Here is an 11,807-nt window from a genome sequence, read left to right as displayed (position 1 = left end):
ACCCAGACAGATGGACCCAAGGAAGATCGAATACACCACGTCCAGGGACTTGACCGAGATCGCGCGTGCGTGGAACTACTCATGACCGCACGCTGACCCACACCCCATCGCCATCGGCGCTTCCCCGTACGCGCAGGGTGCGCGCATACCCAAGCGCTGGATCACCACGTCCCCGCCGCTGTTCGTCAACTGGTGACCGAGAGCATGCTTACGGCGTACGCTTTCGCGATGCCACCCCTGATGCTGTCGATCGCGGCTGCGGAACTCGACGCAGCGACCGCACCACCGACGTTCACCCGTCTGCGTGAGGTCATCGACGCCGCTCAACAGTACGAGGTGCAGCTGGACTTCGGGGAGGTCGAATTCCTGGATTGCGCCGGCATCGGCGGACTGATCACGCTCAACAACCTTCTCGACAGTCATGCCGGAGGCATGGTGCTGACCCGTGTACGGCCGCACCCCTGCCGCGTACTGGGTCTGACCGATCTCCTGCAGGCCTTCGCGGTCCAATGCCCGTCGTGTGCCAGCTGAAGCGCCGCCGGCCCGGGGTTGCGCCGTCAGCGGACAGTGGGCAGGCAACCACGATGCTTTCGACTGCCGGCGGGATTCGTTCGCGTTTACTTGAGACATGACCGGCTCGAGCAACATCTACCTGGCCGCGGTCGATCGCGTGGCGCGCCGCGTCCAGTCGTGGTCGGCTGCCGAGGCGGCGACCGCCATCCCGAGTTGCCCGCAGTGGAGTGCCCACGATCTTGTCGCCCACCTGGCCGGTGGGGCGGCAGATCATGCGGCCGGACGCTTGGACGGCTTCCCCGGCCCTGGATGGACGAACCGGCACATCGCCGAGCGTTCGTCGCGGCCCACCCAGGAGGTTCTGGCCGAGCTGCTCGCTCTGGCCCCGCGGACGGCAGCGGCTTGTGATCAGCGCTCAGCAGGACCGAACAGCAGCTGGGATGCCTACATTCACGAACGCGACCTCGCGGAGGCATTCGACGGTGAGGTTCGCACATTGGACGAGGACGGCTGTCACCTGCTCGGACAGTTCATGGCCTTCCTCGGCGCGGGAGCGCCCTACGAGACCTCCTGCGTCCGCTCGGGCGACACCGTCGAGTTCACGGTCCTGGACCGCCAGCGATACAGAACGACAGTCCCAGCGGCCACCGCGTTCCGAGCCGTCAGCGGACGTACCGAGCCAGCTGACATCGAGAGCTGGCCCTGGGTACCTACCGCTCCGCCGCCGCCTGTGTTGCAGAGCCTGCAACTGTTCTGACCGACCGAGACCCGGGAGCACGGACCGGCCACCGCACCCTTCGCCGCTCAGATCTCTGCGAGCTGGACGACAGCCCTGGCGTCGGACGTGCTGTGGCTGCCGAGCTGAGTGAAGAATCCGGTGACATGCGGGGTCCACGGGATGGCGTGTACGGTGACGTGCGACTTGCCCTCGGTATCCGATGGCCGCTGATCGAAGGACGGGGCCGGGACGTCAGCCCGGGTAGTAGGCGACCGTGAGCAGGCGCTTCGCGGAGTCGTAGCCGACCCCGATGCTGTGGTGGGTCTTCTCCTTCTCGTAGTTGTCAATGCCGTCCTGCTTCGCCGTCACCTCGCCACCGACGCGCGTCCAGCCGTCCTTGACCAGCCCGGCGCGGTAGGACTTCGCCTGCGCGCTCGACACCCCGACGTAGCTGGCGTTCACGCCGCCGGTGTCTTTGTGCAGTACCGCCGCCGACACCCGACCGGCGGTCGGGGTCGGGTCGCCGGACGGGATGGCCGAGACGCCGGCCGCGGCCGACTTGGGCACGGACGGGCCGGACGACGAGCCCGAACACGCCGTGACGGACAGCAGGACGAGGGCGACCCCGGCCGCACCACGCCCGACCACGCCGCGGTTGGTGATCAATGCTCGTCCTGGTGGTCGAAACCGCCCTGGTAACCGTTGGTCGACCGGTTGGCCTCGTCGTAGACCGACGTGGTGTCGGGGCCGTGTTGCTGCGCCTGCTGTCGCATGTAGGAGTGCAGGGCCGTCTGCAAGGTCGGGTCCGACAACACCTTGCCCGCAGGGAGCAGGTTCCCGGTGCTCGGATCGATCAAGACCGACGGGACGTTCTGCGTGCCCGGATACCCCGCCTCCCGCAACACCGACAGCTGGTCGTAGGCGCCCGTGACGGCCATGGCGTGGGAGGTGTTGGTGAGGGCGTCGAAGCGGGGGTCGTCGGTGGCCCCGAACGTGGCCTCCAGACCCATGTTCGTGACGTGCTTGGCGATGTCCCACGCCGTGCTCGGGACGCCCTCGACGAGCTTGTCGCCGGGAATCAGGTCGACCCCGGCCGAGATGACGCTGCGGATCAGTTCGCTCTGGTGCGCGGCGCTCTCGTCACGTTCACCGACGATCTCACGGGTCGTGCTGTTCTCCACACCGGCGACCGACCCGAACGCACTCGACGTGCGCTCGAGATGGTTGGCGTCGGAGGACGGCGAGCGGGCGTCGAGGCGCGCGGCGGCGACCTGGGCGGCGTGCATCTGCGTGCCGGCGGCGTTGTCGAACTGGTTGGTCGCGTCGGCGTCGCCCACGAACGTCTTCATGACGTTGCGGGTCTCGTCGGGCGACAGGGCGAAGGCAGGGTGCGTGCCCGGGATGGTGAAGCCGGGGCCCGCGTCCGCGTTCTGGGCTGCGCCGGCAGCCATCTCCTGGACGTAGGAACCGGAGATCTTCGCGAAGTTCGTGGCCGCCACCGGCTGCACGTCACCACCGTCGTGCTGCAGATCGTCGAACAGGGCGTGGGCGAAGCCGGCCGCGGCGGCGCTGTGGTCGCCGTCGTGCTCGTCGTCGGCGCCGGCCGCGGCCTCGAACGCCGCCCCGTAACCACGGCCGACGTCACCGGGATAACCCTCGGACTTGCCGTAGGCGATGAGCTTGTGGACGTTCGACTGATAGGCCGCCGACGGGTCACCGTAGATGTGGACGTCGTTGCGGTCGCTGCCCATGGTCGCCAGGGCTTCCCGCGCCGCCTGGGGATTCTGTCCGAGATCCTGCGTCCAGGCCGCGACGATGTTGCCCGGCAGGCCGAGCGCCCGGGACTCCGGTCCGAATTCGTCGAAGCCCATCCCGTTCGCGCCCTGCGCGCCGTGCTTGGCGAAGTCGTCGAGCGCGTTCACCCGGGCCGCCTGGGCCAACCAGTCCGGCGGGAAGTCGCCGTGCGACACCATCGCCGCACGGTCGGCCGACACCGTGCCCACCACCGGCTTCGTGAGGAAGACGTCGGCCACCGCTGCCATGCCGGCGTCGTCACCCCTGTTGGTGACCGCCGTACCCAACAAGTGGCTGTACACGGCCAGGTCCCCGGCGCCGGTCTTGCTGCCCGACTGGTACAGCAGCGACGGCATCATCTGGGCCTCCTGCGGGCCCAGCCGGCCGTAGAACGCCGCGGCGAAGTACGGGTCGTTCAGGTACGGCTTCACCTCGTTGGCGACGTTGTGGGCGTCCTTGGCCCACGACCCGTCCAGCTCGTGATTGTTCCGCAGCTTGTCCGCCGCCGCGCGGGCCTTGGCCTGCAACCCCTTGACGTAGGTCGCCGCGTCGCCGTACTCATCGTCGAGCGACGCCGGCGGGACGTAACCGAGGTCGGACATCGAGCGCTGGGCCCGGTACACGGTCTCCTCGTAGCCGGTGATGAGGTGATCCATCGCGGTGCCGTGGCTCTTGGTGGCGGCCACGGCCTGATCGATGTACTCCTGGCGGACCGCCTCCTGGTCGTCGGGAGGCAGGTGGTGGCCGATGCTCTGCATGAACGACGTCCACTGCCGGTCCACCGAAGCGAGGGTTCCCTGCAGCGCGGTCAGCTCGGCGTCCGTCTTGCGCATCGCGGTGTCGAGGTGAGTGCCGACCGCGTCGAGCACCTTGCCGATCTGACGCAACGTGTCGGGCGTCCCGGCCGTCGACCGGGCCTGCTTGTCGAAGTCGACCGGCGTGGTGCCGTCGACCTTGTAGCCCTCCGACACGTACCTCTTCACCGCCCGCTGCTCGGTGTTGTACGAGGTCATGTCGCCGCTCGCCTTGTAGAACGCGGCGGCGAGGCTCCCGACCTGCGCCGGATCCCCGACCGCCAACTTGGCGTTCAGGTCCCACGGGTTCACCCCCGCCCGGGCCGCAAGCTCGTCGTTGCTGATCAGCGTCATGTCCCCTCCTTCCTGACATCTTCTCGTGCCCGGCAACCGGCGGCAATTTCCCAGCCCCGATGGCCATCCCGGGGAGACCTCCCGCCGGTGTCCGTCGGGCCTGCGAGAAAACCGTGAACGGGTCGTGAGACTGCAGCCACGGGTGTGGATCGAGCACGATCGCGGGCCGACACTGAGACCGTGATCACTGCTCTGGCCGTCGTGGGCGTCGCGTGGCTCGTCGTGTCCGTTCTGCTGCACCGGTCGTTGACCGACCGACGCACCACCACGCCCGGCCCGCCGTCGACGATCGGCGCAACAGGCGCGCCTCTGCTGCTCAATCGCACGAAGCAGCCTCCGTCGGCCCACCGCACGACCACGTCGGAGGCATCGTCCGAGGAGTGCTAGGCGGGCACCAGCAGCTCGTACTCCGGGTTGGCGATCGCGAGGTGCCCGCGGTACTCCCCGACCCGGCCCGTCGCCCGCACCACGCAACCGGGCGTGATCCCGGCGATGCTGGTCCGGCCCATGAACAGCAGCCGCAGGCCGCCCGTCTCGTCGCAGACCTGCACCTCCAGCGACCGTCCCGCCGCGGCTCCGAGCTGGACGCTGGTGACCCGCCCCTCGATCGTGAGTCGCTGCCGCCACCGGGCCGCCCCGATGGCGGTGACGCCCTCGCGGCGCGGTTCGCGCACGGCCTGCTCGCCCAGGGAGAGCGGCACCGGCAGCGACGGTTCCCGCGCCGCCTCCGTCTGGCGGTGCTCGAGGCGTTCCATGACCTCGTGCGGCAGGGTCGTGTCGAAGGGCACGATCGTGGCGGCCACGTGCGGGAGCCGGGCCACCGCCTCCGCGATGCGGTCGGCGGTCCGGTCGTGCAGCAGCCGCTGCGAGAGCGTCCGGAACGAGCGTCGCGGCAGTAGCAGAGTCACCTCGGCCCGCTCGCCGATCACCGTGTCGTAGGCGAGCTCGGTGATGGCACGGACCAGCCGGCGGTCGGGGCAGTCGACGACGGTCAGCGGATAACGGTCGCCCAGGTCACGCTCGATCCACTGCTGCTGCAGGTGCGCGGACTCCGCGCTGTCCATCGCGACGTGCACCACGCGGAGCTCGGTGGGCCGCAGGCTGCCTGCGTAGCGCAGGGCACGCAGGACGGCGAGGTCGAGGCGGTCGACGAGCACGACGATCGTGTGCCGCCCGTAGTAGGCGGCCTGCTCCTGCTTCTTGAGATCAGCGCGCACCCACGTCGCGAGGTCCAGTGACCGGGCCTCGGCACGGTAGCGCTGGTTGAGCCGCATCAGGACGATCCAGCCGATGGGGAACAGGAGCACGACGAGCCAGGCGCCCTCGTCGAACTTCACCACGGCGAAGATGACCACGACGGCGGCCGACACCACGCCGCTCGTGGCGTTGACCGCGGCCTTGCGCCGCCAGCCGCGCTCGCGGTGGGTGCGGTGGTACTTGGCCATGCCCAGGCCGGCCATCGTGAAGCCGGTGAAGACGCCGATCGCGTAGAACGGCAGCAGCTTGTCGACGTGTGCCCCGACGCCGAGCAGCAGGGACACCGCCATCAGGGTCAGCACGAGGATGCCCGTGCTGAACGCGAGGCGGTGGCCGCGCCGCATGAGCTGCCGCGGCAGGAACGAGTCCTCGGCGATGAAGCTGGCCAGGAACGGGAACCCGGTGAACGGGGTGTTGGCGCCGGTGTAGAGGATCAGTGCCGTCGCGATCTGGACGACGACGAAGCCGGCGTTGCCGTACCAGGAGTGGCCGAAGGCGGCGTGGGCCACCTGGCTGATGACGGTCGGGCTGCCGCTGGTGTACGGCGTCGCATGGGTCTGCCAGGCCAGGAAGGACACGCCGAGCACGAGGCAGCCGAGGATGACGCTCATGGCACTGAGCGTGCGTCGGGCGTTGCGTCCCGCGTCCGGCTTGAACGCGCTGACGCCGTTCGAGATGGCCTCGAGGCCGGTCAGGGACGCGCCGCCGTTGGCGAACGCCTTCATCAGCACGTAGACGGCGGCGAAGGTGAGCAGGGCGTGGTGGTTGTCGTGCACGTCGACCAGGTCGCGGGCGCGGACGTGGGCGGAGTAACCGATGGTCGGCAGGTCGCCGAACACCTCGCGCAGCAGGCCGACGACCACAACCGGCCCGGCCGAGAAGACGAAGAAGTAGGTGGGCAGGGCGAACGCCTTGCCGGCTTCACGGACGCCGCGCAGGTTCCCGTAGGCCAGCAGCCCGACGACGCACAGGGAGATCTCGAGCGCGTACGGAGCAAGCGGCGGGACGAGCGAGGTGATGGCCGCGGTGCCGGCGGCGGTCTGCACCGCCACGGTGACGATGTAGTCGATGAGCAGCGCCACCGACGCGATCTGCGCCACCTTCGGCCCGAAGTTCTCCCGCGCCACGACGTAGGACCCGCCGGCCTTGGTGTAGATCCGCACCACCTGGCGGTAGGACAGCGTCGTCAGCACCAGCAGCGCCAGGACGACACCGGTCAACGGCATGAGCAGGCCGAAGCCGGTCAACCCGAAGATCGGCAGGAGGACGATCAGCATCTCCTCCGACCCGTAGGCCGAAGAGGAGATGCAGTCGCTGGACAGCACGCCCAGCGCCGACTTCTTGGACAGCTTCTCGTCGTGCAGCGACGCGTTCACCAGCGGGCGCCCGAGCAGCAGCCGCTTGAGCCGGTACGGGGTGGACTCGGGCAGTTCCGGTGCGGACGGCGTCGTGTTCGGTCGTCCCACGAGGCCCGACGTTAGCCAGGGCTCAGCGGCCCGGACCGGGTATTCACGCTTCCCTCACGGTCGTGCGACGACGGTCTCAGCCGTCCAGCGCGGCGCCCACGATGCCCTGGGCCTCGTCCTGGATCCGCGCAAGGTGCTCGGGGCCGCGGAAGGACTCGGCGTACAGCTTGTAGACGTCCTCGGTGCCCGACGGTCGCGCGGCGAACCAGCCCGACTCGGTGACGACCTTCAGCCCACCGATGGCCGCGCCGTTGCCCGGAGCGGTGGTGAGCGTGTCGACGATCGGCTCACCGGCCAGGGTGTCGGCCGACACCTGGTCGGGCGACAGCTTGGCGAGCACCGCCTTCTGGTCGCGGGTGGCCGGGGCGTCGATACGCGCGTACGCAGGATCGCCGTGCGCCGCGGTGAGTTCGCGGTAGCGCGCCGACGGCGACCCATCCGTGACGGCCTGGATCTCCGAGGCCAGCAGGCACAGGATCATGCCGTCCTTGTCGGTCGTCCAGACCGTGCCGTCGTGCTGCAGGAACGATGCGCCGGCGCTCTCCTCGCCACCGAAGGCCACCGAGCCGTCCAGCAGCCCGGGCACGAACCACTTGAAGCCGACCGGGACCTCGAGCAGGGTGCGCGGCAGCGCCGCCGCCACCCTGTCGATCATGGACGAGCTCACGAGCGTCTTGCCGACCGCCGCGTCGCCCGGCCACGACGACCGGTGCCGGTACAGGTAGTCGATGGCCACGGCCAGGTAGTGGTTCGGGTTCATCAGGCCGCCGTCGGGCGTGACGATGCCGTGCCGGTCGGCGTCGGTGTCGTTCCCGGTGGCGATGTCGAAGTCGTGCTGACGGGCGATGAGCGAGGCCATGGCGTTCGGCGACGAGCAGTCCATCCGGATCTTGCCGTCCCAGTCCAGGGTCATGAATGCGAACTGCGGGTCGACGTCGGGGTTGACGACCGTCAGGTCGAGCCCGTAGCGCTCGCCGATCTCGCCCCAGTAGTCGACGCTGGCACCACCGAGCGGATCGGCGCCGATGCGCACGCCGGCCGTGCGGATCGCGTCCAGGTCGACAACCCGCGGCAGGGCCGCGACGTAGGCGTCGAGGAAGTCGAAACGGCCGGTGGTGTCGGCGCGTATCGCCTGCTCGAACGTCGTGCGGCGCACGCCTCGGCAGTGGTCGGCGAGCAGCTCGTTGGCCCGCGCCTGGACCCATCCCGTGACGTCGGTGCCGGCCGGACCGCCGTTCGGCGGGTTGTACTTGAACCCTCCGTCGGCCGGTGGGTTGTGTGACGGCGTGACGACGACCCCGTCCGCCAGGCCGGACGTGCGGCCGTCGTTGTGGGCGAGGACGGCGCGGGACAGCGCCGGCGTCGGGGTGAACCGGTCACGGGCGTCGACGAGCACCGTCACCCCGTTGGCCGCGAACACCTCGAGCGCCGACTGCATGGCCGGCCGGCTCAGGGCGTGGGTGTCGATGCCCAGATACAGCGGGCCGTCGATGCCCTGACCCGAGCGGTACTCGCAGATCGCCTGGCTCGTGGCCAGGATGTGGTCCTCGTTGAACGTCGTCGACAGCGACGACCCGCGGTGCCCCGACGTGCCGAAGCTGACGCGTTGCTCGACGACGCCGGGGTCCGGGTGCCGGTCGTAGTAGGCCGCGACGAGCGCGGTGATGTCGACGAGGTCCTCGGGGCGGGCCGGCTGCCCGGCGCGTTCACTGGCCATGGTCCGATCCTGCACCCTCGGGCACCGGATGCGGAGCCGGGCTCTACTGATCAGACGGCGACGGGCCTCGGTCCGCGCCGCCGCAGCACTCCCCCGCTGGCCGCGCCCGCTGCCCAGCGCGCTCGCGTCCCTGCCGCACGGACCGACTCGCCGGCCAGCGAGGGCAGCACGCGCGGGTCGCGGCGGAGGGCACCGACCGCGGCGCGGCGCACCCGACCGGGTGTGATCACCGCCGACGACGGCAGGTCGCGGTTGAGCACGCGGGCCAGCGCCGTGCTGTCGGTCCGCGCGACGTCGCGCACCAGCTCGGTCATGGCCGGGGTCGTCGGGCCGGCCGCGCCCATGTCGCGGGCGAACCAGTGCATGTCGCGGCAGTCGGCGTCGCGGTCGCGCCACCACGCGCGCGTCGCCGTGTCGATGTCGCCGCCGCCGAGCCCGTCGACCACCGCGGCCGAGAGTCCTTCGGCCTGGCGCAGGCTGTCCGTGATGCCCTGCGCGGCCGCCGGGTCCTTGAAGTGGCCCGCGTCGCCGACCAGCACCCACCCGGGGCCGGCGGACGCACGGAAGTAGGCCTGCCAGCTGGGCACGATGCGCATCGGCCCCTCGCGACGCGCACCGTGCAGCAGGTCGTGGAGTTCGGGCCACTCGCGGACACGGCGCAGGAAGCCGGCCTCGCGATCGGCGAGGAACGGTTCGCGTTCGTCGATCGCCGGCACGACGCCGACGAGCAGCAGCCCGTCGTCCGCGGGCGTGGCGATGAGGGCCGTCAACCCGAAGCGGCCGATACGCAGCCGTCCTGCGTCGGGACGGGCGTCTCGGTAGTACGCCCAGGCCGCGAAGCGTGGCGCCGGGTAGCGCGCGTAGGCCCGCGCCCGGACGGCCCGGGCGACGAAGGAGCTCCGCCCGTCCGCGCCGACCACGAGCCCGGCGGTGATCGGCCCGTCGTCGGTCAGCACCCCGGTGACCCGCCCGTGGTCGTCGCGGATCAACTCCGTGGCGGCCGTGCTGGCCCGGACGTCGGCCCCGGCGTCTCGGGCGCCGTCCTGGAGCGCGGCGTCCAGCGGCCGGCGCCGGATGTTCAGCCCGGGCGTGCTGCCCGTGGACAGACGGGACGCCGCCGCGTCGCAGCCGTACTCGGTCTCGAGGCGGACGTCCGCGTAGTGCACGGACAGGCGTTCGATGTCGGCGGCGCCGTCGGCCCGCAGCCGCGCCAGCACGCCGAGCCGTTCCAGCGCCGCGGTACCGCGCGGCTGGATGATGTGCGTCGAGGCCGTCTCGCTGGGGAACCGGGCCTTGTCGACCACGGTCACCCGCAGCCCCGCACGGGCCAGGTGCGTGGCCAGCGGCGCGCCGGCGCAGCGCGCACCGACGATCACGACGTCCGCGCTCGTCCTCACGCGTACGCCTCGGTCAGCGCGTGGTTCTCGCTGCGGATGCGGACCCGCAACAGGACGGCGTTGAGGACGGTGAAGACCACCGCCGTCACCCAGGCGGTGTGCACCAGCGGCAGTGCGAACCCCTCGGCGACGACGGCCACGTAGTTGGGGTGCGAGAAGAAGCGATAGGGCCCACCGGTGACGCGGTCGGCGCCGGGTACGACGACGATGCGGGTGTTCCACAACGGGCCGAGCGTGCGGATGCACCACCACCGCAGGGCCTGCGACGCCACGACGACCACCAGCATCACCCACCCCAGGGCGGGCACGAACGGCCGGTCGGCCAGCCAGACCTCGAGCAGGCACCCGGCCAGCAGACCGGTGTGCAGCGCGACCATCGCCGGGTAGTGGCCGAAGCCGGTCTCCCGGCCGCCGTGGGCCAGGCTGTGCGCCAGGTTGCGCTTGGCCACGACGAGTTCGGCAAGGCGCTCGAGCGCGACCAGCGCCACGAGCACCGTGTAGAGGACCTGGCTCAGCACCGGACGGCACTCACCACTGCAACAGCACCAGCTCGGCAGCGAAGCCCGGCCCCATGGCCATGAGCACGCCCCACTCCCCCGGCTCGGCGGGTCGCTGGTCGAGGGTGTCGGAGAAGACGTGCAGCACCGAGGCGCTGGACAGGTTGCCGATGCGGTTGAGCGAGTTCCACGTCATGGCCAGGTCCTCACGACCGAGGCCCAGCACCGACTGGATGGCCTCGATGACCTTCGGGCCACCCGGGTGCGAGATCCAGCGGGCGATGTCGGACGTGTCGAGGTCGTGCCGGCCGAGCAGGGCCTTGACGTCGTCGGCCAGGTACATCTGCACGAGCTCGGGCACCTCGGCGCCCAGCACGATCTTGAAGCCGGTGGTGCCGACGTCCCAGCCCATCGCCCGGTCGGTGTCCGGGTACAGGTGGCTGACGGCATCGACGACCCGCGGCCGCTGGGCACCGTCGGTGGGTGCGGCCAGCGGGTGGCCGGACCCCACCGCGACCACGGCCGCACCGCCGTCGCCGAACAGGCCCGAGGCCACCATGTTGGCCGCGGTCGGGTCGTTGCGCTGCACGGTCAACGAGCACAGCTCGACCGCGACCAGCACCCCCACCGCATTCGGCGCGCCCAGCAGGAAGTCGTGCAGGCGCGCGATGCCCGCCGCGCCGGCCAGGCAGCCGAGCCCCATCAGGGGCACGCGCTTGACGTCGGGTCGCAGCCCGATCCGGGCCGCGATACGCGCCTCGAGCGACGGCACGGCGACGCCGGTGACCGTGGTCGACATGATGAGGTCTACGTCGCCCGGTGCGAGGCCGGCCGCGTCCAAGGCCTCCGTGACGGCCTGCGCGCCGAGGTCGACCGCCACCTCGAGGAACGCATTGTTGGAGTCAGTGAACCCGTCGAGCTCGCGGTACCGCTCCAGGGGGAGGGCCAGGTGTCGCGTGGCGACCTGGGCGCTGTTGTGGAACCGCTCGACCAGGGCCTGCGACCGGCGCTCCGGGGGCAGGCACAGCTCGGCGAAGGACGCGGTGAGGTCCTCCTGGCGGTAGGCGGGCCCGGGCAGCACCCCTCGGACGGCGGCGATTGTCGTCATGGTGATCCCCTCGGTGGCCGGCCTGTCACAGGTTCGGTACCCAAGGGTGCGCCCGCGTTGGCACCTGTGCGAGCCGGGGCACGGCGCGACGCTGCGCTTGGGAGCGGCCGCACCCGGGCAAGACTCTGGACATGACCACGATCACGATCATCGGAGCGGGCCGCGCCGACTGACCCCCCGTCCCACCCCTTC

General features: G+C 70.8%; 9 protein-coding genes. 2 read left to right on the top strand and 7 right to left on the bottom strand.

The genetic code is table 11. The features are described from left to right. The first annotated feature begins 192 nt into the window (after positions 1-192). A complete protein-coding gene (locus tag ACFFCA_RS19110; RefSeq protein ID WP_375487749.1) occupies positions 193-531 on the top strand; it encodes an STAS domain-containing protein in 339 nt (112 codons plus the stop codon). Between the two features lie 97 nt (positions 532-628). Next, entirely contained in the window at positions 629-1,270 is a 642-nt protein-coding gene (locus ACFFCA_RS19105) for a maleylpyruvate isomerase N-terminal domain-containing protein (protein ID WP_375487747.1), read from the top strand. Positions 1,271-1,483: 213 nt separating this feature from the next. Here the strand turns inward: ACFFCA_RS19105 and ACFFCA_RS19100 are convergent, their stop codons facing one another. The 7 genes from ACFFCA_RS19100 to ACFFCA_RS19070 form a co-directional block, all read right to left on the bottom strand. Then, entirely contained in the window at positions 1,484-1,897 is a 414-nt protein-coding gene (locus ACFFCA_RS19100) for a hypothetical protein (RefSeq protein ID WP_375487745.1), read from the bottom strand. Next, positions 1,894-4,173 (bottom strand): hypothetical protein, encoded by a 2,280-nt coding sequence (locus ACFFCA_RS19095; RefSeq protein ID WP_375487743.1) that lies wholly within the window; start codon positions 4,171-4,173, stop codon positions 1,894-1,896. The genes ACFFCA_RS19100 and ACFFCA_RS19095 overlap by 4 nt, the downstream gene beginning before the upstream one ends. A gap of 383 nt (positions 4,174-4,556) precedes the next feature. Next, entirely contained in the window at positions 4,557-6,896 is a 2,340-nt protein-coding gene (locus ACFFCA_RS19090; protein ID WP_375487741.1) for an amino acid permease, read from the bottom strand. Positions 6,897-6,972: 76 nt separating this feature from the next. Next, complete coding sequence (gene pgm, locus ACFFCA_RS19085; RefSeq protein ID WP_375487739.1) at positions 6,973-8,613, bottom strand: phosphoglucomutase (alpha-D-glucose-1,6-bisphosphate-dependent); 1,641 nt, start codon at positions 8,611-8,613, stop codon at positions 6,973-6,975. Positions 8,614-8,663: 50 nt separating this feature from the next. Further along, positions 8,664-10,010 carry an FAD-dependent oxidoreductase gene (locus tag ACFFCA_RS19080; RefSeq protein ID WP_375487737.1) on the bottom strand — a complete coding sequence of 449 codons (1,347 nt, stop codon included), beginning with the start codon at positions 10,008-10,010 and terminating at the stop codon, positions 8,664-8,666. Beyond that, a complete protein-coding gene (locus tag ACFFCA_RS19075) occupies positions 10,007-10,525 on the bottom strand; it encodes an isoprenylcysteine carboxyl methyltransferase family protein (protein ID WP_375487751.1) in 519 nt (172 codons plus the stop codon). Before ACFFCA_RS19075 ends, ACFFCA_RS19080 begins: the two co-directional genes overlap by 4 nt. A gap of 13 nt (positions 10,526-10,538) precedes the next feature. Next, positions 10,539-11,615, bottom strand: coding sequence for a type III polyketide synthase (locus ACFFCA_RS19070; protein WP_375487735.1), 1,077 nt, complete (start codon positions 11,613-11,615; stop codon positions 10,539-10,541). Positions 11,616-11,807 lie beyond the last annotated feature (192 nt).

It is taken from the genome of uncultured Jatrophihabitans sp., assembly GCF_964252635.1.
Lineage (GTDB): Bacteria > Actinomycetota > Actinomycetes > Mycobacteriales > Jatrophihabitantaceae > Jatrophihabitans.
This window is presented reverse-complemented; position numbering and strand designations above follow the sequence as displayed.

Excerpts from the sequence above, each read along its gene's own strand:
- ACFFCA_RS19070 (WP_375487735.1), bottom strand. The coding sequence starts at position 11,615 with ATGACGACAATCGCCGCCGTCCGAGGGGTGCTGCCCGGGCCCGCCTAC.
- ACFFCA_RS19105 (WP_375487747.1), top strand. The coding sequence starts at position 629 with ATGACCGGCTCGAGCAACATCTACCTGGCCGCGGTCGATCGCGTGGCG.
- pgm (WP_375487739.1), bottom strand. The coding sequence starts at position 8,613 with ATGGCCAGTGAACGCGCCGGGCAGCCGGCCCGCCCCGAGGACCTCGTC.
- ACFFCA_RS19095 (WP_375487743.1), bottom strand. The coding sequence starts at position 4,173 with ATGACGCTGATCAGCAACGACGAGCTTGCGGCCCGGGCGGGGGTGAAC.